The sequence below is a fragment of the Mesorhizobium sp. YIM 152430 genome (genome assembly GCF_029210365.1).
GTDB lineage: Bacteria > Pseudomonadota > Alphaproteobacteria > Rhizobiales > Rhizobiaceae > Aliihoeflea.
The window spans coordinates 300,206-320,874 of the sequence record NZ_JARGES010000015.1 but is presented as its reverse complement, the minus strand read 5'-3'; the positions used below and the strand labels follow the sequence as shown (position 1 = coordinate 320,874).

Sequence of the window (20,669 nt, the reverse complement as noted above, 5' to 3'; positions counted from 1 at the left end):
CATCACGGCCTGATCTCGATCTGCGTCGACAGCCGCACGATGTCGAAATCGGTGACGAGGATGTCGAGCCGGACGGTCCACAACCCCGGCAGCGGCAGGATGACGCCATCGGCCCGCCAGCTTCCGTCGCCGTGTCTTTGCGCCTCGCGTCGGAAAGGCTCGATGCCGGCCGACGGGCTGGAGAAGACGAACGCGACCTCCTTCGCGTCGAGCGGACCGAAATCGCCCGTCATGATCACCGCCGAAACGGAGACGGCCCCCGCGCGTCCCGGCGTCACGGCGACGTCGGCCATCCCGTCGGCCGTGTGGATATGCACCAGGGCCGGCTGCGCGGCGGCGATGGCGAGCGCGCGCGGCGGCGGCGTGAAGCGCCAGCCGGCCGCGACGGCGATGATGACGAGCACGACGAGCGTCTCCGCCGCGATGGAACGCACCAGCTTCGTTCGGGCGTTCGCATCCTGCGCCAATACCGGCCGCGTCAGTTTCCAGCGATTGAACGCGGCGAGCGCGAACAGCGCCGCAAGGCAGCCGAGCTTGGCGAGAAACAGTTGCCCATAGGCCGTGCCGGTCAAGGCGGCCGGCGTTTCGACCTGGATGATCGCAAGCACGATGCCCGCCGCGATCAGCGCCGCAACCGCGAACGGGATGAACATCGAAAACCGTTTCAGGCCGGTGATGGCGTCGGGCGCATCCGCCCGCAGCGCGAGGCCGAGCGGCACAAGCGCGCCGACCCACACGGCGATGCCCGCCGCATGGAGCGCGACGGCCGGCCGGGTCAGCCATTGCGGCTCGGCGGCGCTTGCATGACCCGACAGGGTCAGCGCGTAAGCGCCGGCGGCAAGCCCCGCCGCTGCGAGGAATTTCGACAAGGCCGGCCCGGCCGATAGAACGGAAAGTGCCGTCGCGGCCAGCCCGGCGAGCATCAGTTTGATCGTCGGCCCATAGCTCGTCGCCAGTCCCGCCGACCAGACCATGGGGTCGCTGAGCCGCGCCATCGGCGCGCCGAGCGCGTCGAGCCCTTGCAAGCCCGGCGAGACGGCCGTGGCCATGAGGCCGACGAGAATGGTGGCCAGCACCGGGCGCGCTGCCGGGCGTGATCGCGAAACGAACCAGGCGAGCGCGAATGCTCCGCCCGCTCCAGGGAAAAGCCCGACATATATGCCGAGCTTCGCCAGCCAGTTGGCCGCGCTCACCGTCCGGTCGACGGGCTCGCCGAGGGCGGGCGGCGCGGCGCTCGGCGCGCCGATGGAAAAGACGACCGATCCGCCGACCGGGTGGCCGTCCGACGACACCACGCGCCAGGTCAGCACATGCGTTCCTTCGCCGAGACCGGGTGGCGCGCCGATCTCGACCGTCCGGTCCCGCACCTCGAAATCCTCGAGGTCCAGGGCTTCGCCATCGGGACGAACGATCCGCAGCACGAGCGGCGAAACCGGCTCGTTGAAATCGAGCCGGAGGGCGCTCGGGGCGTTTTCGCCCACCGAACCGTCTGCCGGCTCGGCACCCGTCAGCGAGGCGTGCGCGGCCGCTTCGCCGGCCATCATCAATGCGACGAGCGCGCCAAAGGCTGCGATCCGCATGGCCAGCAACGCCCCCGACATCGACGAATTCATCGGCTCGCCCTTCCTCATGCTGGCGGCCGGCGCTCGGACCGGCCGCCGCCTGCTGGCCGTCAGTGACCGCCGGTCGCTTCGATCAGCCTGACGCCCGGCGCCGGCATTTCGAGATCGTCGGAGGACTGGCCTGCCGCGGGCTCCTCGATCCAGCGCTCCGCCGCGCCTTCCGGGCATTCCTGCACGACGGGGAAGTAGAGCGTCTCGCCGGCCGTCAGGGCAGGCGTGAGATAGCCGCGCAGGACGAACTCGTCATATTCGTCGTCCAACAGATTGCCGCCGCTCCAGACGATCTCCGTCACGCCTTCGCTGACCTGCGAGCCGTGATATTCGTAGGTCGTGCCGTAGTCGCCGCGCACCTTCTCCAGGTCCCAACCCGGCTTGGGCATCGGCTTGACCGCGATCACGCCTTCGGGGATGCGCACCCGGACGACATTGGTGGGCCGCCCCTCGCAGCCATGCGGCACGCGGAACACGGCCTTGTAGGTCGAGCCGATCGCGGCTTCCTTGCCTTCGAGCGTGACATGGGCGGAGGCGGATGTGGCGGCGAGCGCGACAAGCCCGGCGGCGGTGATGATGTGCTTGAACATCGTTTTTTCTCGAATCGAACTGAGGATTGTCCGGGCGCCGTCCATGCGCTTTGGCGCATGGGAAACGACCGCGGCAAATGCCGCGTTCACCCGTCAGATGAATGGAATCGGGAAGATCAGGCCGCCAGGGGCGGTGCGCGGGGATTTCCGGGCTCTCGTCCCGCCTTGCCGGCGGCAACGATCGTCGGCGCCGCTATGGCGACCGCGAAGGAGACCGTCAGCGGGTTCGAAAGCGCGTGCGGCTCCCGGTCGCCCAGCGTGACCGGCGCGAACATGCTGCAACCGGGCGCGCAACAGTCGGGCAGGCCCGAATGGTCGCGGCCTTCCCCGCCGGAAGGGCCGGGAACGTGGCTGGTGATGCAGAGCGGATTGCCGAAATCGTCGAGGATCGCCGTGCCTGCGGCCGCACCGGATGCGAACGAACCGAAAAGCGCCTGGAGCACGAGCATATAGGCCGCGACCAGCGCGACCCCCTTGCTCGACAGCTTTCCCCGGACCCTCGGCATCGACTTTCCCTCTGCACGACGACGCTAGCAATCGGCGCGTTCCCGAGCCACTGACTTTGGTCGCATGATGGTGGTGCCGATTGTCGCAGGCTGCGCTTGCCGCGTCGCGTGGGGTATGGTGGGTAGGGGTAAGACGCTGAATCTTTGGGCGAAAGCGCTGCCTCCATGCCTAACAGGTCGAGCGCGGTGGCAACGGATGCCGCACTTGCTGCAACCTTTCGCCCGCCCCATCCTTATCGGCACAGATCATTTTCAAGGGGCGTCATGAACCGATCCATCACCGACCTCGTGCGCGGAATGCGCGATCACAGGACCGCCTTCCTGCCGCTTGCGATCTTCGCCATTGCAGCCGCCGGCATCTCGCTCTTTCTGTCGATCGCCGACGAACTGGACGATGGCGAACTCAACGCCATCGACGAGCGGATATTCCTCTGGTTCCACACCCCCGGCGGCGCGCCGATCGGTCCTGAATGGTTGCAGGAGACCGCAGCCGAGATCACCGCGCTCGGCGGCTATACGGTCGTCTTCGTGCTGGTCGCCTCGGTGATCGGTTTTCTTCTCGTCTCGCGCAAGTACGGACCGGCGCTCTACACCTTCCTGTCGATCGGCACCGGAACGCTGGTCGGCCACCTCCTCAAGGAACTCTATGCGCGGCCGCGGCCCGACCTCGTCGAGCATCTCGTCAACACGCACACGCCCAGCTTTCCGTCCGGCCATGCGATGGTGTCGGCCATCGTCTACCTGACGCTCGGCTCGCTGATCCTGCGCTTTGTCGATTCGGGCCGGGTGCGGGTCTATGTGCTGGCCGTCGCCATCCTTCTCACCTTCCTGATCGGCCTGTCGCGGATCTATCTGGGCGTCCACTGGCCAAGCGACGTCGCCGCCGGCTGGGCGATGGGCGCGGCGTGGGCGAGCCTTGCCTGGCTGGCCGTTTCGGCGCTCCGCTTCTACAGAAGGCGCAATGTCGATCAGTCCGATGCGCCGGAAAGCTCGTCGAGGATCGGGCAGTCCGGCCGCGCGTCGCCATGACAGGTCTGCACCAGATGCGTCAGCGTCTTCTTCAGGCTCTGGAGTTCGGCGATCTTGTGCTCGATCTGATTGAGCTTGGTCGCCGCCAGCGCCTTCACGTCGGCGCTCGCCCGGTGCGTGTCGCCATAAAGCGACAGCAATTGCCGGCATTCCTCGACCGAGAAGCCGAGCCCGCGCGCGCGTTGCAGGAATTTCAGCCGGTGGACGTCGTCGCCCGAGTAGTCGCGATAGCCGTTGCCGGCGCGGGCCGGACGCAAAAGGCCGATCTCCTCGTAATAACGGATCGTCTTGGCCGGCAGGGCCGAACGGCGGGCGGCGGTTCCGATGTTCATTTCGGTCAACTCCTGATCGATCCCTGAGATAAGATGGCCACACTAATCCTTCCAGTTGCTGGAAGATCAAGCCCGCACAATCGCGCTTGCCGCGGCGGCGGATCGTTTGTATGAGTTTGCCCATGAACGCGCTTTCGCACACGAACAAGTGGTGGTGGGCCCGCTAGAAGCGGCCACGAGCACTCGCGTGCGCGTTTTGAAGGTTTGGCCGCAACGGAATTCTCCGGGCGGCCTTCGTCTTTTTGGGACCTGCCGATCCGGAACCTGACAGATGAGGGGAAGGACATCATGAGCACCGAGCTTCTGGACAACGGCGCGGAGCGCTACCGCACCGAGGGCGGCGTCACCGTCACCCGCCAGCGCCACGAGACGCCCTATGTCGGCGCCATCGAGACCTATGTCGATGCGCTGAATTCACGCCGCGGCTGCGTCTTTTCCTCCAATTACGAATATCCGGGCCGCTACACGCGCTGGGACACGGCGATCGTCGATCCGCCGCTGGTCGTCTCTGCCCGCGGCCGGGACATGCGCATCGAGGCGCTCAACGCGCGCGGCGAAAAGCTGCTCGACGGCATCGCGCCGGTGGTCGAGGCGCTGGCCGAGGTCACCGAATTCGTCCGCGCGCCGGCGCTCGTCACGCTCACCGTCGCCGAACCCGCCCGAATCTTCGCCGAGGAAGAACGCAGCCGCGTTCCCACGGTCTTTTCCGTCCTGCGCGTCATCGTCTCGCTGTTCAAGTCGCCGGAAGACGCCAATCTCGGCCTCTACGGCGCCTTCGGCTACGATCTCGCCTTCCAGTTCGACCCCGTCACCTTGAGGCTCGACCGGCCGCAAAGCCAGCGCGACGTCGTGCTCTACCTTCCCGACGAAATCCTCGTCGTCGACCATCATCAGGCGAAAGCCTGGCATGACCGCTACGATTTTTCCGGCGCGGGCTTTTCGACCGAGAGCCTGCCGCGCGGCGGGGCCGAAGCGTCCTTCAAGCCGTCGACGACCGTCCCGCCTCGTTCCGACCACGAGCCTGGCGAATATGCTCGGCTGGTGACGAAGGCCAAGGAAAGCTTCCGTCGCGGCGACCTCTTCGAAGTCGTGCCGGGCCAGATGTTCATGGAACGCTGCGTCTCCAAGCCGTCCGAGATCAGCCGCAAGCTGAAATCCATCAACCCGTCGCCCTATTCCTTCTTCATCAATCTGGGCGAGAACGAATATCTGATCGGCGCCTCGCCCGAGATGTTCGTGCGCGTGTCGGGCCGGCGGGTCGAGACCTGCCCGATCTCCGGCACCATCCGGCGCGGCGAGGATGCGATCGCGGATTCGGAGCAGATCCTGAAGCTGCTCAATTCCAAGAAGGACGAGTCCGAACTCACCATGTGCTCCGACGTCGACCGCAATGACAAGAGCCGCGTCTGCGAGCCCGGCTCCGTGCGCGTCATCGGCCGGCGCCAGATCGAGATGTATTCGCGCCTCATCCACACGGTCGACCATATCGAGGGCCGCCTGCGCGAGGGCATGGACGCGTTCGACGCGTTCCTCTCCCACGCCTGGGCCGTCACCGTCACCGGCGCCCCGAAGCTGTGGGCGATGCGGTTTCTCGAACAGAACGAGAAGAGCCCGCGCGCCTGGTATGGCGGGGCGATCGGCATGGTCCATTTCAACGGCGACATGAACACCGGCCTCACCTTGCGCACCATCCGCATCAAGGACGGCATTGCCGAGGTCCGCGCCGGCGCGACGCTGCTCAACGATTCCGATCCGGCCGAGGAAGAGGCCGAAACCGAATTGAAGGCGTCGGCCATGCTGGCCGCGATCCGCGAGGCGTCGGCCGGCAACGCCGCCGAGGCGGCGCGCGAAAGCGCGAAGGTGGGCGAGGGGGTCTCGATCCTGCTGGTCGACCACGAGGACAGCTTCGTCCACACGCTGGCGAATTATTTCCGCCAGACCGGCGCCTCGGTCGCCACGGTCCGCTCGCCGGTCCCGGAAGAAGTCCTCGACCGCGTCGATCCAGATCTCGTCGTCCTCTCTCCCGGCCCCGGAATGCCGTCGGATTTCGACTGCAAGGCGACGATCCAGAAGGCAAGATCGCGCGACCTGCCGATCTTCGGCGTCTGCCTCGGCCTTCAGGCGCTGGCCGAGGCTTATGGCGGCGAGTTGCGCCAGTTGCACGAACCGATGCACGGCAAGCCCTCGCGCATCCGTGTGACGAAGCCGGGCATCGTCTTTTCCGGCCTGCCGAAGGAGGTCACCGTCGGCCGCTACCATTCGATCTTCGCCGACCCGGTGCGGCTCCCGCCCGAACTTCTCGTCACCGCCGAGACCGAGGACGGCGTCATCATGGCCTTTGAGCACAAGTCCGAACCGGTCGCCGCCGTGCAGTTCCATCCCGAATCGATCATGACGCTCGGCCAGAATGCCGGAATGCGGATGATCGAGAACGTCGTCGCGCATCTGCCGCGCAAGGTGAAGACGAAAGCGGCTTAGGGAAAATTTTGCTCGATTCCAATCCATGACCACCAAACAGAAAATCCGCCGTCTCGCGGCCTGGTCGATCGTCGTCGCCTTTACCGTGATGGGCCTGAAATTCGTCGCCTGGTGGCTCACCGGGTCGGTAGCGCTTTATTCCGACGCGCTCGAATCCATCGTCAACGTCATCGCCGCCTTCGCCGCCTTCTGGGCGATCTCGGTCAGCCACAAGCCGGCCGACCGCGACCATCAATACGGCCACCACAAGGCGGAATATTTCTCGGCCGTGCTCGAAGGCGTGCTGATCGTCGTCGCCGCGCTCCTGATCCTCGCCGAGGTCTGGCGCGCGTGGCAGAACCCGGTGCCGCTGGAGGCACCCGGCCTCGGTCTCGCCATCAATGCGGCGGCGGCCGGCGTCAACGGCTTCTGGGCATGGCTTTTGATCCGCAATGGCCGCGAGCACCGCTCGCCGGCGCTCGCGGCCGACGGTCACCACATCCTGACCGACGTCGTCACCTCGCTCGGCGTCCTTGTCGGCCTTCTCGCCGCGATCGCCACCGGCTGGTGGATGCTCGACCCGCTGCTCGCGCTCGTCGTCGCGCTCAACATTCTGTGGCAGGGCTGGAAGGTCATCACCGCTTCGCTCGACGGGCTGATGGACCGGGCGGTTGATGCCGACGATCATCTGCGCATCCGCGACCTGATCTCGGCCAGTTCGCAGGGCGCGCTGGAAATCCATGACCTGAAGACCCGCATTGCCGGGCGCGCGACGTTCATCGAGTTCCACATGGTCGTCAACGCCGACATGAGTGTCGGCGAGAGCCATTTGATCTGCGATCGGATCGAGGCGGCGCTCGAAAACGAAATCCCGTCCGTTCGCGTCGTCATCCATGTCGAGCCGGATCACGAAGCGAAGCTGCCGCCCGGCACCGCCGCCGTTCCCTTCGCCTGAGGGAGACCGTCACGCCGGCGCCCGCATCACGTCACATTTCGACCTATTTCAAACTGTGACACAAAGAACACACAGGCGGGGCCGACTCGTTTTCGCCGCAATTCGTCCCGGCAGACGCCACACTTCGTTTCCATTCAAGGAGCTATCGGTTGCCTGCCAGCCAGTTCAAGACTTCAGTGATGGGTAAAAAATTGATGTGTGTGTCTCGACGTCGCTTCCTCTTTCAGGCCGCTTCCATGGGCGCGGTCGCGCCGCTGGTCCTTTCGGGCTGCATGTCTTCGACAGGCGCCATCGAGGCGGTGAAGCCCGGTCCTGATCCCTACTTCCTCGCCATGTACGGCCCGCAGCCGAACGAGCGCTTCCCGCTTCCGGCCATCGACATCTCGAATGTCGAGGAACGCTTCTTCCGCCAGCAGGTCCGCTATCACCGCTCCGAGCGCCCCGGCACCATCGTCGTCGATACGCAGAACCGCTTCCTCTATCTCGTTCAGGAAGGCGGCATGGCGATGCGCTACGGCATCGGCGTCGGCCGCGCCGGTCTCGAATTCGAGGGCGAGGCGCGTGTCGCCCGCAAGGCGCAGTGGCCGACCTGGACCCCGACGGCCGCGATGATCGAGCGCGAGCCGGCCCGCAATGCGCAATGGGCCGGCGGGATGCCGCCCGGCCTGGAAAACCCGCTCGGGCCGCGCGCGCTTTATCTTTTCGACGGCGGCCGCGATACGCTCTATCGCATCCACGGCACGTCCGAGCCGTGGTCGATTGGCCTCGCCGTTTCCTCGGGTTGCATCCGTCTGTTCAACCAGGACATTATCGACCTCTACGCCCGCGTCGCCATCGATACGCCCGTTCTGGTCCTGCAGAACGAGCCGCTGATGTTCCCACAGCGCGAAGTGCCCGAATCGATCCGCCGCCAGCTCGAAATCCCGCAGCGGCAGGACCAGAACCCGATGATCGAGATCTGATCGGCGCGGCCTGACGGAGATTTCGTCAGGCCGCCTTCTTCAGCTTCGCCCGGTCATGCGGCCGGGTGAAGTCGAGCTTCGGCCCTTTGGGCACGATCCGTGTCGGATTGATCGTTTCGTGGCTGCCGTAATAATGGCTCTTGATGTGGTGCATGTTCACCGTCTCCGCCACGCCCGGCACCTGATAAAGCTCGCGCAGATAGCTGGAAAGATTGGCGTAATCCTCGATCCGGCGCCGATTGCATTTGAAATGCGAATAGTAGACCGCATCGAAGCGCACCAGCGTCGTGAACAGCCGCCAGTCGGCCTCGGTCAGCACGTTTCCGGCGATGTAGCGCTGCCGTGAAAGCCGCGCCTCCATCTCGTCCAGCGCCGCGAACAATTCGTCGAACGCCTCCTCATATGCCTCCTGTTTCGTGGCGAAGCCGGCCTTGTAGACGCCGTTGTTGATCGCGTCATAGACGCGCTCGTTCACCGCGTCGATCTCGCCGCGCAGGGGCTGCGGATAAAAGTCGAGGCGCGCATCGCCCCATTCGTCGAAGGCGGAATTGAGCATCCTGATGATTTCGGCGCTCTCGTTGGAGACGATCGTCTTCTCCTGCTTGTCCCACAGCACCGGCACCGTCACGCGGCCCGAATAGGCCGGGTCGGCCTTGGTGTAGATCTGGTGCAGGAAGTCGAGCCCGTAGAGATCGTCGCCGGTCGCCGCCTCGTCCGTTTTGAACGTCCAGCCGTTCTCGCCCATGAAATGATGGACGACCGAAACGGATATCACGTCCTCGAGCTTCTTCAGATTGCGGAAGATCAGCGTCCGGTGCGCCCACGGGCAGGCCAGCGAGACGTAGAGATGGTAGCGACCGGGCTCGGCCTTGAAGCCGCGCGTGCGCCCTTCGGCCGGCTCACCGTCCGCCGTCACGAAGTCGCGCCATTGCGACTGCGAGCGCTCGAACCGCCCACCCGTCTTCGACGTGTCGTACCACTTGTCCTGCCATTTCCCGTCGACCAGAAGTCCCATGCCGTGCTCCTCTTGTTGGGTTAGGAGTTAGGGCAGGGTAGGTCGAGCACCAAACTTTGCGCATTGAACAGATCGTCAAGTGATGGGTGCGCAGGACGGTCTGCGCAACGGATATTGAAGGCTATATTCGCGCTCAAAGCCTTGGCTTCCCCATCCCGCTCACCGCGAAACGCGATAGACGTCCCCCCATTCCCGTGCTAGCAGCGAAGCTCCGGGGGAAATCCATGCCGACCATCCGCATCGAGCGACGACGAAAGAGCACCCGCGCCTGAGCGCCGACGATGGCCGCCGCCATTAAGCCCTGCCTTTCCCATGCCGATCCGGAATTCCCGCCATGACCCTTGCCGACGTCGCCTACGCGCCGGAACTCACCTCCCACGACGCTGAAATCGAAGAGATCAACGCCGAGGCTTTCGGTCCCGGCCGCTTCACCCGCGCGGCGCACAGGATCCGCGAGGGCGGCCCGCACGCGCGGGACCTGTCCTTCGTCGCCACCGAAAATGGCCACGTCATCGCCTCGGTGCGCCTGACGCCCATCGCGGTCGGAGAGGGCAAGGCGATGCTTCTCGGTCCGCTCGCCGTGCGGCCGTCTTGGAAGAATCTCGGCATCGGCCGCAAGCTGATGGGTATGGCCGCCGACGCCGCCCGCGCCAGGGACGTCCGCGCGATCGTGCTCGTCGGCGACGCGCCCTATTACGGCCCGCTCGGCTATGTTCAGGTCAGGCCGGGCACGATGACCATGCCCTGGCCGGTCGACCCGGCGCGCCTTCTGGTGATGGAACTGGTGCCCGGCGCCGCCGCCGCACTGAATGGCATGGTCGTTCACGAGGATGCGGCGAGGGCGTAAAAGACCCCCACTCCGGTCCTGCGGACCACACACCTCTCCCCAAGGGAAGAGGAAGTCGCTGCCGCGATGACGACGCCTTTCCAGCCTGGGTTCCTCTCCCCTTTTGAGAGGGAGAGGTGGTCCGAAGGACCGGAGTGGGGGGCTGCTCGGCGTCGCCTAACCCGCCTGCTCCATGAACACATATTCCCACACATGCCCGTCCAGATCCTGGAACGAGCAGGAATACATGAAACCGAGATCCATCACCGGCTTCCACGGCTTGGCGCCGGCTGCGAGCGCCTTTTCGAGAATGTCGTCGACCTCCTGACGGCTGTCGCAGGAGAGTGCGGTGAGCACCTCCGTCACCTTGTGCGCGTCGGCCATCTCGCCATTGATGAAGCCCTTGAACTTTTCATGCGTCAGCAGCATGGCGAAGATGTTGTCGGCAATCACCATGCAGGCGGCCGTGTCGTCGGAGAAGTCCTCGTTGAAGGAATAGCCGAGCGCGGAGAAGAAGGCGCGGCTTACGGCCAGGTCCTTGATCGGCAGATTGACGAAGATCATACGCATGGAAAACTCCCTGATTGATGTCCGCGCAAAGGACGGCCAGGCATCCCCCATCCCGACATCAGGCCCGTAAAAAATCAGCGGCCCTCGCGATACCAGGTCGCGCCGAAGGCCAAGAGCAGCAGCGCCAGTCCGAAGAAACCGGCAAAGAGCGGCACGCGGCTGACCGATCGCAGCACGCTGTCATTGGTCGTCTGGAGCCCGATCCAGCCGCGCCCGTCCGCATTCGCGCCGGGGCGGATCGGCACGATGTTCGGCAGGTCGAGCGCGCCGGTCAGGCCGGCCTCGATGCGCCGAACCGTGCCGCCGCTGGCCTCCGCGACGGGGCGCAGCTTTTCCGTCGTCGACACCGTGTCGGTGAATTCGGGCGCATTGACCGGCCCGACATGGGCGAGCGTCTCGAGGTCGCCATTGCTAATGCGATAGAGCCCGATCTCGTCCGTCTCGACCGATCCGGCGAACGTGCCCGGCGTGCCGGCCGCCAGCGGCACGGCCAGCGTCTCGCCGTTGGGCGTCGTCACGCTCGCCTCGCCGGCCTCGTCCGCCATCGTCTGGCGCTCGATCTCGAGCGTCATGCCGCGCGCATACGCCGTCAGGCGCTCTTCCTCCAGTTCCGGCTCCTTCATCAGCCAGTGCGCCATGCGGCGATACAGCGAGACATGCGGGCCGCCGCCCTCGAAGCCGCGCGCCCACAGCCAGCCATGGTCGGAGAGCAGCATCCCGACGCGACCTTCGCCCTGCCGGTCGAGCAGCAGCAGCGGCATGTCGTCCGCGCCCTGCATCACCACCTCGCCCTGCGGCCGCTCGATGCCGATCTGGCGGAACCATCGGCTCCACTGCGGCGGCTCCTGTCCCGAACCCTCCAGCCCGCGCGTCACCGGATGGCGCTCGCCGGTATCGGTCAGGCGCGGGAAGAACGCCTGTTCCACCACTTCGCCGGTCGGCATCGCCGGCAGCGCCGCCATCAAGGGTGTGCGCGAGATCGACTGGTTGCCGGCATATTCCGGCCCCGCCGCGATCAGGAGCGCGCCGCCATTTTCCACATATTCGGCGATGTAGTCGTAATAGAGGATCGGCAGCACGTCGCGGTGCTGGTAGCGGTCGAAGATGATGAGGTCGAAATCGTTGATCCGGTCGACGAAGAGCTCGCGCGTCGGAAAGGCGATGAGCGAAAGTTCGTTGATCGGCGTGCCGTCCTGCTTTTCGGGCGGGCGCAGGATGGTGAAATGGACGAGATCCACCGCCGCGTCGGATTTCAACAGGTTGCGCCAGGTGCGCTCGCCGGCATGGGGTTCGCCCGAGACCAGAAGCACGCGCAGATTCTCGCGGATGCCGTCGATCATCGCGATGGTGCGGTTGTTGGTCGCCGTCAGTTCGCCCTCGGCCACCGGAAATTCCAGCTCGACGATGTTGCGGCCGGCATTGGGGATGACGATGTCGACGCTCGTTTCCTGGCCGATGATCGCCGTCTGGCGCACCACATGCTCGCCATTGACCCGGACAGTCACCTCGACCGGCCCGGTCGCTCCGTCGGTCGACAGCACCCGGTAGCTCATCTCGATCGGCCGGTCGACGATGCCGAAACGCGGCGCGCGCTCGAAGCGGATGCGCCGGTCGAACTCGTCCTCCTCGCCGGTTACCAGCGCATGGAGCGGACCGGAAAAGCCGGGCGTCTCCGGCACGTCATGCACCTGCCCGTCGGTGATCATGATCGCCCCGCCGACGCGCGAGGGCGCGACGTCGCGCAGCGCCGAATCCAGCGCGCCGAAGAGCCGTGTTTCGGTGCGGTCGTCGGCACCGTCGGCCTGTCCGGTCTCGACCACGCGCAATTCATACTGGTCGAAGCGCGACAGCCGCGCCTGCATCTCTTCCAGCGCCCGGTCGGTCGTCGCGCGCCGGTCGCCGATCTCCTGGCTCTGGCTCCGGTCGACCACCAGCGCGACGACGCTCCTCAGCGGCTCGCGCTTCTCGTCCAGCAGTACCGGATTGACCAGCGCCAGGGCCAGCGCCGCCATCGCCGCCAGCCGCAGCCAGGCGCCGCGCTGGCGAGCGACGAGGCCCCAGGCGACGAGCGCCGCGACGGGCAGCAGCAGCGCGGCCAGCCACGGCCAGGCGAGAAGGGGTTCGAAGGCGAGGGACCAGTTCACTGCCCCAACCTTTCTAGTATCGACGGCACATGCACCTGGTCGGACTTATAATTCCCCGTCAGCATGTACATCATGATGTTCACCCCCGCCCGATAGGCATGGACCCGCTGCATCGGGTCGGCCGGCACGGTCGGCAGCATCGGCGCGCCATTGCCGCCGATCGCCCAGGCGCCGGCCAGGTCGTTGGCGGTGATCATGATCGGCGACACGCCGTCGCCGACGCGCACCGGGCGGTCGGCCGTTTCCTCCAGCGTCTGCGACGCCTCGACCCAGAGCGGGCTGCCGTTGAAGCGGCCGGGGAATTCGGGAAGGATGTAGAAGGCCTTGGTCAGGACGTGGTCGTCCGGCACCGGCTCCAGCGGCGGCACGTTCATGTCGGCGAGAATGTCGCGCAGGCGCATCGTCGACGCGCTCGCCGAGCCGGCATCGAACCCGGCGCCGAACTGGTCGCGCGTGTCGAACAGCACCGTGCCGCCCTCCTGCATATAGGCGTCGATGCGCGCCAGCGCGGCTTGCGAGGGCATTTCGGCGCCCTCGTCGATCGGCCAGTAGACCAGCGGATAGAAGGCAAGCTCGTCCTCGGCAATGTCGACGCCGACCGGCTCGCCCGGCTCCAGCGCGGTCTTGTCGGCCAGGAACCGGCCGAGCCCTTCGAGCCCGGCGCGGCTGATCGCGTCGATCGAACTGTCACCCGTCAGCACATAGGCGATGCGCGTCTGGCTGATCGCGGCGATGGCCTCCTCGTCTCCGGGGCGAATATCGCCCTCTTGCGCGTTGGCATCCGGCATCGAGATCGCGCCGACCAGCGCGAGCGCCAGTGCTGCCGGCACTGCGCGGCCGGCGCGCGGCCGGCGCAGCTTGCCGCCCAGCCACAGCACCGCCAGCGTGTCGAGGATCATCAGCGCGAGCGCGATCGCAAAGAGCGGCCCGCGCAAATCCACCTGCTCGTCGAAGCCATAGGCGACGTCGCGCACGGCCAGCGGGGTCTCAGGCCGCGCGATCGGCTCCAGCACCGCGTCCGCCGGCAAGAGATTGTGCGCCACCACGCCTTCCTCGCTGCCATAGAGGCCGGGTGGGTTCTCGATCGTCACTGGCGCCTCGGCGGAAACCGCCAGCGGCCGCGCGCCGGGCGTCGGAGGCACGAGGCTGCCATCGGCGGCGATCAGGCGATAGGGCGGCAGCGTCGCCTCGCCATTGCCGGCCTGCGCGGTTCCCGGCCCCTGGTTGCGCGAGAGCTGCACCAGACGGCGCAGCAATTCGACGAAGGAGCCCGAGATCGGAAGGTTCGACCATGTCGCCTGCGGCGTGATGTGGAACAGCGCCAGCGTGCCGTCGCCGCGCCGCGCGCCGGTGACGAGCGGCGTGCCGTCGGCAAGGTTCACCCAGCTCCGCTCGACGATGTCGGCGGTCGGCTCGGCCAGCACCTGCCGCGATACGGTCACGTCGGTCGGCGGCGTCAGATCGGCGAAGGGCGAGCCTTCGGGATATTCGGCAATGGCCTGCGGCTCGGTCCAGGAGAGCGTGCCGCCCAGCGCGCGTTCGCCGACGCGCAGCCGCACCGGCAGCAAGTCCTCGTCCGGCTCGGCAGCAGCAAGGCGCGGGCCGGCAAAGCGCACCAGCGTCCCGCCATTGTCCACCCAGTCGACGAGCGCCGCATGGGCCTCGTCCGGCAGCGTGCCGACATCGGCCATCACGATCATCGCCGGGCGCTGCTCGAGCAGTTCGGGAATGGCCGAGCCGAGGTCGGCACTGGTCGGCTCGATCAGGTCGGCGAAGGGCACGAGCGCGCGGCTGATATAGTGGAGCGGCGACAAGAGCGGCTGCGCCACGTCGCCGTCGCCCTGCGCGATCAGCCCGACGCGGCGTCGGCGCGCGTTTTCGTCCAGAACACGCACGGCGCCCGCCTGCGCCTCGCCGTCCACCGCGAGGGAATTGAAATCGTTGCGCAGTTCGAACGGCACGGTGAAGGCCGCCGTCGCCGCCGCTTCGCCGGCGCCGAAGGAAAGCTGCGCCTCCGCGATCCGCCGGCCGCGATCGTCCAGCGCCGCCACCATCGCCTGGCGCGGGCCCACCTCGCTCGTCGGCCGCACGGCCTCGACCACGAAGGCGTCGGGTTCGTTGGCGGTCGCCGTCAGGCCGATCTCGGTCACGCCCTGCGGGCTCGCCCAGATCAGTTCGCCGGCATCGGCGAGAAGCGCGTCGAACGCCGCCTCGTCGGCCTCGCTCGCCAGCCCGTCCGACAGCACGGCGACGGAGGCGTTCGGCATGTCGGTCATCGCCTGCGCGACGCGCGCGAAGGCCGCCGCGCGGTCGACCGGCACCGGCTGCGCCTCGGCCGCGTTGAGCCGTTCACGGGCGGCCTGCGCATCGAACGGGCCGATCTCGGCATTGGGCGCATCGACGGTGAAGGCGAGCAGGACTGGCGCATTTTCGGCTTCCGCATCGGCGATCAGCCTTTCGGCGGTCGCCACGCGCATCGCCCAGTCGGGCGCGGCGGCCCAACCATTGTCGATGACGATCGCGACCGCATTGCCGCCGGTCGAGACCCGTTCGCGCGGATTGAACACCGGCTCGGCCAGCGCAAGGATGATCAGCGCCGCCATTGCCAGGCGCAGCAGCGTCAGCCACCAGGGGCTCTGATGCGGCGTTTCCTCCTTGCGCAGCACGCGGGCGAGGATCTTCAGCGGCGGAAAGGCTTCCGCCTGCGGCTTCGGCGGCGTCAGGCGCAGGAGCCACCAGATCACCGGCAGGGCCAGAAGCCCGGCCAGCACCGCCGGCAGTCCGAAGGAGAGCGGCAGGAAACCCATCAGCGGCTCCCCTGGCTCATTGCCAGATGAACGCGCACCAGCGCTTCGGAGGCCAGCCTGTCGGTGTGGTTGACGGTGTAGCTCCAGCCGAGCTTCCGCGCCCAACGCGACAATTCATCGCGCCGCGCATTGTAGAGGGTGCGGTAGTCGTCGCGCAGCGTCTCGGCGCGGCCGGCGGTCAGCTTGGCGCCCGTCTCGGGGTCCTGGAATTCGGTACGGCCGGCATAGGGAAATTCTTCCTCCGCCGGATCGGCGATCTCGATCAGATGGGCGCGCACGCCGCGCGTCGCCAGCGTGTCGAGCCACTCTTGCGTCTCGTCCACCGGGTCGAGGAAGTCCGAGATCAGCACCACGTCCGAGAAGCGCTTCGTCGCCGAAAGGTCCGGCCGCGTCGGCAGATGCGCCATGTGCAGCATCTGCGCGGCCAGCCGCTCGGCGCCGTTGCGCGCCGAAAACGGGTCGGTCAGCCCCGGCCAGGCGATCCGCTCGCCCGAACGCGACAAGAGTTCGGCCAGCGCCAGCGCCAGCACCAGCGCGCGCGATTCCTTCGAAACGCTCGCCGCCTTCGACTGGTAGAGCATGGAGGCGGACGGATCGGCCCACAGCCAGACCGTGTGCGCCGCCTCCCATTCGCGGTCGCGCACATAGGTATGGTCGTCGCGGGCCGAGCGGCGCCAGTCGATCCGGGCGATCGCCTCGCCGTCGACATAGGGCCGGAACTGCCAGAAATTCTCGCCGATGCCGCGCTTGCGGCGGCCGTGCCAGCCGGCGATCACCGTGTTGACCACGCGCCGCGCCTCGACCAGCAGATCGGGCACCAGCGCCGCGCGCACACGGGCACGGGCCAGCGCGTCGCGCGGGGCGACTGCTGCACTGACCGCGCCGATATTCGCCATCAGACCGCCTTTGCCAGCCGCGCGATGACGTCGCGAACCGTCATGCCCTCGGCCCTTGCGGCGAAGGTCAGCGCCATGCGGTGCTGGAGCACGGGCTCGGCAAGGTCGCGCACGTCGTCGATGGAGGGCGCGAGCCGCCCATCATAGAGCGCGCGGGCGCGGGCGCACAGCGTCAGCGCCTGGCTGGCGCGGGGCCCCGGTCCCCAGGAAACGTGCCGGTCTGTTTCGGCGTCGCCGGCGCCGGGACGTGCCGAGCGCACCAGCTTCAGGATGGCGTCGACCACGCTTTCGGGCACCGGCATCCGCCGGATCAGCGCCTGCACGGTTTTCAGCCGCGCGGCATCGAGCACGTTTTCCGCCTTCTGGTCACTGGTGCCCGTCGTCTCGATCAGGATGCGGCGTTCGGCGGCGAGTTCGGGATAGTCGATGTCGATCTGCATCAAAAAGCGGTCGAGCTGCGCTTCGGGCAGCGGATAGGTGCCTTCCTGCTCCAGCGGGTTCTGCGTCGCGAGCACATGGAACGGGGAGGGCAGGTCGTGCCGCTCGCCGGCCACCGTGACGTGATACTCCTGCATCGACTGTAAAAGCGCCGACTGCGTGCGCGGCGAGGCGCGGTTGATTTCGTCGGCCATCAGGAGCTGCGCGAAGATCGGTCCCCTGATGAAGCGGAAGGAGCGGCGGCCCGTCTCGTCCTGCTCCATCACTTCGGAGCCGAGAATGTCGGAGGGCATCAGGTCGGGCGTGAACTGGATGCGCCGTCCGTCGAGACCGAGCACGGTGCCAAGGGTCTCGACCAGCTTGGTCTTGGCCAGGCCCGGCACGCCGACGAGCAGGCCGTGGCCGCCTGCAAGAATCGCCACCAGCGTGCGCTCGACCACCTGCTCCTGGCCGAAGATCACCTTGCCGACGGCCTCGCGCACCTTGCCGATTTCGGACAGAGCCCGTTCGGCTTCTGCCACCATCTCGGTCTCGCTCATCGCTGGTTCCTTGATGGTCAGGCTCATCTGGCAGTCCTTTTGCTCGGGCAATTCACGCCTTGGCGCAACCGGTGCGTTCAACTTAAATGGTACGCCTGTGCTGACAAGCGAAACAACAGTGACTATTTCGTGACGATGACCGATGCACAGAAAACCTCCACGCAAGCGGCCGGCCTCGCCGGGGCAACCGACAGTGCCGGCCTCGAAGCGCTGATTTCAAGGGCTGCGCGCGCCGGCAAGGGGGCCGCGCCCGTCGACAGATGGAACCCGGAATTCTGCGGCGATCTCGACATGGAGATCAAGGCGGACGGCACCTGGTTCTACATGGGAACGCCGATCGGCCGAATGCCGCTCGTCCAGCTTTTCTCCTCCGTCCTGCGCAAGGACGAGGACGGCAACACCTATCTCGTCACGCCGGTCGAAAAGGTCGGCATCCGCGTCGAGGACGCGCATTTCCTCGCCGTCGAGATGGACGTTTCCGGCAGGGGCGAAGACCAGGTCCTGACCTTCCGCACAAATGTCGGCGACGTGGTCGAAGCCGGGCCGGAGCATCCGCTGCGATTCGTCGACGAGGACGAGACCGGCGGCCTGAAACCCTATCTCCATGTCCGCGGCCGGCTCGAAGCGCTCGTCGCGCGGCCGGTCATGTACCAGTTGGCCGAGATCGGCGAGGAGATCGAGATCGACGGACGCGCGATGTTCTGCGTCCGCTCGAAGGGTGAGATCTTTCCGGTCATGCCGGTTGCGGAGCTGAACCGTCTTGCGGGCTGAAGCACTTGACGCACCGCTTTTCTCGGCCGCCGATTTTCGCCGCCGCGCCGCGCGCGAACAGGCGCCGCATGGCGAGACCGACTATGGCGACCATCATCTCAACCCGGACCTGCGCCATCTGATCGTCCATGAGCGCCTGCGCGACGCGGCCGTCATGATCGCCGCCGTCGACCATCCGGGCGGCGCGACGATCATTCTCACCAAGCGCACCGAGAAACTGCGCAGCCATTCCGGCCAGATCGCCTTTCCCGGCGGGCGGATCGATGCGACCGACCCGACGCCCGAATTCGCCGCCATCCGCGAGACGGAAGAGGAAATCGGCATCGGCGCCGAGACGATCGAGATCGTCGGCCGGATGCCGGATTATGTCTCGGGCTCCGGTTTCCGCATTTCGCCGGTGCTCGGCATCGCCCGGCCGGGTTTCATGCTGACGCTCAACGAGGACGAGGTCGACGACGCCTTCGAGGTGCCGCTGTCCTTCCTGATGGACCCGGCCAACCACACCCGCGACAGCCGCATCTGGCAGGAGCGCGAACGCTTCTTCTACACGATGCCTTTCGGCGAGCGGTATATCTGGGGCGTGACCGCCGGCATCATCCGCACGCTTTATGAAAGGCTCTATGCGTGAGCGTTTCCATATCCGATGCGCCGTGGCTGAAGGACAGGACGCTGCAAAAGCTGCTGGCCGTCCTGTCGGCCGATGGCGAGGAGGCGCGGATCGCCGGCGGGGCGGTGCGCAACGCGCTTCTGGGCGAGCCGGTCACCGATATCGACATCGCCACGACCTGCCTGCCGGACGAAACCGAACGGCGCACTGCTGCGGCCGGTTTCAAGCCGGTCCCGACCGGCAAGGCGCATGGCACGATCACCGTCGTCGCGCATGGAAAACCCTTTGAAGTCACGACCTTGCGCGCCGACGTGGAAAACCACGGCCGCCACGCCACCGTCGCCTTCGGCCGCGACTGGCAGGTCGACGCCGAACGGCGCGACTTCACCATCAACGCGCTCTACGCCACCGCCGACGGCCATGTCATCGACCTCGTCGGCGGCATCGCCGATCTTCAAAAGCGAAATCTCCGCTTCATCGGCAATGCCGAGGACCGCATTCGCGAGGACTATCTGCGCATCCTGCGCTTCTACCGCTTCTTCGCCTGGTACGGCTCCGGGCGGCCGGATGCGGAGGGGATCAAGGCGTCGGCACGGCTGAAATCGGGCCTTTCCCAGCTTTCCGCCGAGCGCATCTGGGCCGAACTCAAGAAAATCCTCTCAGCTCCCGACCCGTCCCGCGCGCTGCTCTGGATGCGCCAGTCCGGCGTCCTGACCGCGGCACTGCCCGAGAGCGAGAAATGGGGCATCGATGCGGTTCCCGGATTGATCGCTGCCGGGCGCGATCTTGGATGGGCGATCGATCCGATGCTGCGCCTGATGTCGATCATCCCGCCGACGCGCGAACGCGTGGATAGTTTTTCCGAGCGGCTGAAACTGTCGAAGAACGAGGCCAAAAGACTGGATGAATGGGCCGGTTTCGGTGAAATTCCGGCTGAAACCAGCGAGATTGCGCTGGCAAAACGGATGTTTTCGGCCGGACGTCAACCGGCGGTGGATAAGTTGAAGATCGCGCTCGCCGCAGCCCGGACCCGAGCAGTCCAGAACGACCTCGATCTCGTCGCGGCGGGCCAATATTCGCAATTGCTGAAATATGCCGAAGGATGGGACGCGCCGAAATTCCCGATCCAGGGCCGCGACCTAGTCGCGCTCGGCGCGCCGCAGGACGAGCGCCTCGGCAAGGCGCTCGCAACCTTGAAGGACGAATGGACATCGTCCGGCTTCATCATCGGCCGCGACGCGCTTCTCGAGCGAGCGCGCGACCTTTTGAAAGATTAGGCGGCCTTCTGCGCATTGGTGATGCGCGAGCGAATGGCCTCGACCATCGTCTCGCGGATCGTGTCCTCGCCATGCGCCTGGCGCATGTGCTCGACGGTGCGGCGCATCACCTCCGCCTCTTCGTCGTGACGGGTGTGCCAGTCGCAACCTGGAACGAGCGAGCCGCAATGAAATTCCTTCATCGGTCTTCTCCCTTTCTGGTAACGTCCAATGATAGCCGACGCCGGGTGTGGCGTCGATGCATCTTCAACCTGACGACGGTGCGGAAGTTCCTTCAAATTTCCGTCCGGGAAGGTATCGTTAACCATACGCGTTTACGAAAATCGACAGGGGTT

The 20,669-nt window shown here is 66.5% G+C and carries 19 protein-coding genes; 8 read left to right on the top strand and 11 right to left on the bottom strand.

The features are described 5' to 3' along the window. Window positions 1-2: 2 nt before the first annotated feature. The 3 genes from PZ895_RS02365 to PZ895_RS02355 all read right to left on the bottom strand — a co-directional run bounded on the left by PZ895_RS02365 (window position 3) and on the right by PZ895_RS02355 (window position 2,709). Window positions 3-1,613 (bottom strand): copper resistance protein CopC, encoded by a 1,611-nt coding sequence (locus PZ895_RS02365; RefSeq protein WP_275837419.1) that lies wholly within the window; start codon window positions 1,611-1,613, stop codon window positions 3-5. A 59-nt stretch (window positions 1,614-1,672) separates the two neighbouring features. Beyond that, complete coding sequence (locus tag PZ895_RS02360; protein WP_275837418.1) at window positions 1,673-2,203, bottom strand: YcnI family protein; 531 nt, start codon at window positions 2,201-2,203, stop codon at window positions 1,673-1,675. A 116-nt stretch (window positions 2,204-2,319) separates the two neighbouring features. Next, on the bottom strand, window positions 2,320-2,709 hold the full coding sequence (locus PZ895_RS02355; protein ID WP_275837417.1) for a hypothetical protein: 390 nt from the start codon (window positions 2,707-2,709) through the stop codon (window positions 2,320-2,322). 264 nt (window positions 2,710-2,973) lie between these two features. Here PZ895_RS02355 and PZ895_RS02350 point away from each other — a divergent pair, with 264 nt between their 5' ends. Further along, window positions 2,974-3,738, top strand: coding sequence for a phosphatase PAP2 family protein (locus PZ895_RS02350; protein ID WP_275837416.1), 765 nt, complete (start codon window positions 2,974-2,976; stop codon window positions 3,736-3,738). Here PZ895_RS02350 and cueR read toward each other — a convergent pair. Next, window positions 3,678-4,070, bottom strand: coding sequence for a Cu(I)-responsive transcriptional regulator (cueR, locus tag PZ895_RS02345; RefSeq protein WP_275837415.1), 393 nt, complete (start codon window positions 4,068-4,070; stop codon window positions 3,678-3,680). The two genes, PZ895_RS02350 and cueR, sit on opposite strands and share 61 nt — an antisense overlap. Window positions 4,071-4,358: 288 nt before the next feature. Here cueR and PZ895_RS02340 point away from each other — a divergent pair, with 288 nt between their 5' ends. The 3 genes from PZ895_RS02340 to PZ895_RS02330 all read left to right on the top strand — a co-directional run bounded on the left by PZ895_RS02340 (window position 4,359) and on the right by PZ895_RS02330 (window position 8,444). Continuing rightward, window positions 4,359-6,548 carry an anthranilate synthase gene (locus PZ895_RS02340; RefSeq protein WP_275837414.1) on the top strand — a complete coding sequence of 730 codons (2,190 nt, stop codon included), beginning with the start codon at window positions 4,359-4,361 and terminating at the stop codon, window positions 6,546-6,548. Between the two features lie 25 nt (window positions 6,549-6,573). After that, window positions 6,574-7,482, top strand: coding sequence for a cation diffusion facilitator family transporter (locus tag PZ895_RS02335; RefSeq protein WP_275837413.1), 909 nt, complete (start codon window positions 6,574-6,576; stop codon window positions 7,480-7,482). A 194-nt stretch (window positions 7,483-7,676) separates the two neighbouring features. After that, a complete protein-coding gene (locus tag PZ895_RS02330) occupies window positions 7,677-8,444 on the top strand; it encodes a L,D-transpeptidase (RefSeq protein ID WP_275837412.1) in 768 nt (255 codons plus the stop codon). A 25-nt stretch (window positions 8,445-8,469) separates the two neighbouring features. Here PZ895_RS02330 and PZ895_RS02325 read toward each other — a convergent pair whose 3' ends face one another. Continuing rightward, window positions 8,470-9,459, bottom strand: a complete 990-nt coding sequence (locus PZ895_RS02325) for a glutathione S-transferase family protein (protein ID WP_275837411.1) — start codon at window positions 9,457-9,459, stop codon at window positions 8,470-8,472. 334 nt (window positions 9,460-9,793) lie between these two features. Here PZ895_RS02325 and PZ895_RS02320 point away from each other — a divergent pair, with 334 nt between their 5' ends. Next, complete coding sequence (locus tag PZ895_RS02320) at window positions 9,794-10,306, top strand: N-acetyltransferase (RefSeq protein ID WP_275837410.1); 513 nt, start codon at window positions 9,794-9,796, stop codon at window positions 10,304-10,306. A gap of 156 nt (window positions 10,307-10,462) precedes the next feature. Here PZ895_RS02320 and PZ895_RS02315 read toward each other — a convergent pair whose 3' ends face one another. The 5 genes from PZ895_RS02315 to PZ895_RS02295 all read right to left on the bottom strand — a co-directional run bounded on the left by PZ895_RS02315 (window position 10,463) and on the right by PZ895_RS02295 (window position 17,706). Continuing rightward, window positions 10,463-10,855 (bottom strand): VOC family protein, encoded by a 393-nt coding sequence (locus PZ895_RS02315; protein WP_275837409.1) that lies wholly within the window; start codon window positions 10,853-10,855, stop codon window positions 10,463-10,465. A gap of 74 nt (window positions 10,856-10,929) precedes the next feature. After that, a complete protein-coding gene (locus PZ895_RS02310; protein ID WP_275837408.1) occupies window positions 10,930-12,999 on the bottom strand; it encodes a hypothetical protein in 2,070 nt (689 codons plus the stop codon). Next, window positions 12,996-15,806 carry a DUF4159 domain-containing protein gene (locus tag PZ895_RS02305; RefSeq protein WP_275837407.1) on the bottom strand — a complete coding sequence of 937 codons (2,811 nt, stop codon included), beginning with the start codon at window positions 15,804-15,806 and terminating at the stop codon, window positions 12,996-12,998. Before PZ895_RS02305 ends, PZ895_RS02310 begins: the two co-directional genes overlap by 4 nt. Beyond that, on the bottom strand, window positions 15,806-16,702 hold the full coding sequence (locus PZ895_RS02300) for a DUF58 domain-containing protein (RefSeq protein WP_275837406.1): 897 nt from the start codon (window positions 16,700-16,702) through the stop codon (window positions 15,806-15,808). Before PZ895_RS02300 ends, PZ895_RS02305 begins: the two co-directional genes overlap by 1 nt. Further along, window positions 16,702-17,706: a MoxR family ATPase gene (locus PZ895_RS02295; RefSeq protein ID WP_275837405.1), complete on the bottom strand. Its 1,005-nt coding sequence runs from the start codon at window positions 17,704-17,706 to the stop codon at window positions 16,702-16,704. Before PZ895_RS02295 ends, PZ895_RS02300 begins: the two co-directional genes overlap by 1 nt. A 108-nt stretch (window positions 17,707-17,814) precedes the next feature. Between PZ895_RS02295 and PZ895_RS02290 the strand changes: the two genes are divergently transcribed. The 3 genes from PZ895_RS02290 to PZ895_RS02280 are packed head-to-tail and all read left to right on the top strand — an operon-like array spanning window position 17,815 to window position 20,334. Further along, complete coding sequence (locus PZ895_RS02290) at window positions 17,815-18,450, top strand: DUF1285 domain-containing protein (protein WP_275837457.1); 636 nt, start codon at window positions 17,815-17,817, stop codon at window positions 18,448-18,450. Continuing rightward, on the top strand, window positions 18,440-19,078 hold the full coding sequence (locus PZ895_RS02285; protein ID WP_275837404.1) for a CoA pyrophosphatase: 639 nt from the start codon (window positions 18,440-18,442) through the stop codon (window positions 19,076-19,078). The genes PZ895_RS02290 and PZ895_RS02285 overlap by 11 nt, the downstream gene beginning before the upstream one ends. Beyond that, on the top strand, window positions 19,075-20,334 hold the full coding sequence (locus PZ895_RS02280; RefSeq protein ID WP_275837403.1) for a CCA tRNA nucleotidyltransferase: 1,260 nt from the start codon (window positions 19,075-19,077) through the stop codon (window positions 20,332-20,334). The genes PZ895_RS02285 and PZ895_RS02280 overlap by 4 nt, the downstream gene beginning before the upstream one ends. On the opposite strand, the gene PZ895_RS02275 is transcribed toward PZ895_RS02280, so the two are convergent. Next, window positions 20,331-20,516 (bottom strand): DUF1059 domain-containing protein, encoded by a 186-nt coding sequence (locus tag PZ895_RS02275; protein WP_275837402.1) that lies wholly within the window; start codon window positions 20,514-20,516, stop codon window positions 20,331-20,333. The two genes, PZ895_RS02280 and PZ895_RS02275, sit on opposite strands and share 4 nt — an antisense overlap. Between the last annotated feature and the right edge of the window lie 153 nt (window positions 20,517-20,669).

What these genes read in the sequence shown, in the direction of transcription:
- PZ895_RS02360 (WP_275837418.1), bottom strand. Translation starts at nt 2,203, where the DNA reads ATGTTCAAGCACATCATCACCGCCGCCGGGCTTGTCGCGCTCGCCGCC.
- PZ895_RS02290 (WP_275837457.1), top strand. Translation starts at nt 17,815, where the DNA reads ATGACCGATGCACAGAAAACCTCCACGCAAGCGGCCGGCCTCGCCGGG.
- PZ895_RS02315 (WP_275837409.1), bottom strand. Translation starts at nt 10,855, where the DNA reads ATGCGTATGATCTTCGTCAATCTGCCGATCAAGGACCTGGCCGTAAGC.
- PZ895_RS02365 (WP_275837419.1), bottom strand. Translation starts at nt 1,613, where the DNA reads ATGAATTCGTCGATGTCGGGGGCGTTGCTGGCCATGCGGATCGCAGCC.
- PZ895_RS02325 (WP_275837411.1), bottom strand. Translation starts at nt 9,459, where the DNA reads ATGGGACTTCTGGTCGACGGGAAATGGCAGGACAAGTGGTACGACACG.
- PZ895_RS02330 (WP_275837412.1), top strand. Translation starts at nt 7,677, where the DNA reads ATGTGTGTGTCTCGACGTCGCTTCCTCTTTCAGGCCGCTTCCATGGGC.
- PZ895_RS02275 (WP_275837402.1), bottom strand. Translation starts at nt 20,516, where the DNA reads ATGAAGGAATTTCATTGCGGCTCGCTCGTTCCAGGTTGCGACTGGCAC.
- PZ895_RS02350 (WP_275837416.1), top strand. Translation starts at nt 2,974, where the DNA reads ATGAACCGATCCATCACCGACCTCGTGCGCGGAATGCGCGATCACAGG.
- PZ895_RS02300 (WP_275837406.1), bottom strand. Translation starts at nt 16,702, where the DNA reads ATGGCGAATATCGGCGCGGTCAGTGCAGCAGTCGCCCCGCGCGACGCG.
- cueR (WP_275837415.1), bottom strand. Translation starts at nt 4,070, where the DNA reads ATGAACATCGGAACCGCCGCCCGCCGTTCGGCCCTGCCGGCCAAGACG.
- PZ895_RS02335 (WP_275837413.1), top strand. Translation starts at nt 6,574, where the DNA reads ATGACCACCAAACAGAAAATCCGCCGTCTCGCGGCCTGGTCGATCGTC.
- PZ895_RS02320 (WP_275837410.1), top strand. Translation starts at nt 9,794, where the DNA reads ATGACCCTTGCCGACGTCGCCTACGCGCCGGAACTCACCTCCCACGAC.
- PZ895_RS02340 (WP_275837414.1), top strand. Translation starts at nt 4,359, where the DNA reads ATGAGCACCGAGCTTCTGGACAACGGCGCGGAGCGCTACCGCACCGAG.
- PZ895_RS02355 (WP_275837417.1), bottom strand. Translation starts at nt 2,709, where the DNA reads ATGCCGAGGGTCCGGGGAAAGCTGTCGAGCAAGGGGGTCGCGCTGGTC.
- PZ895_RS02295 (WP_275837405.1), bottom strand. Translation starts at nt 17,706, where the DNA reads ATGAGCCTGACCATCAAGGAACCAGCGATGAGCGAGACCGAGATGGTG.
- PZ895_RS02305 (WP_275837407.1), bottom strand. Translation starts at nt 15,806, where the DNA reads ATGGGTTTCCTGCCGCTCTCCTTCGGACTGCCGGCGGTGCTGGCCGGG.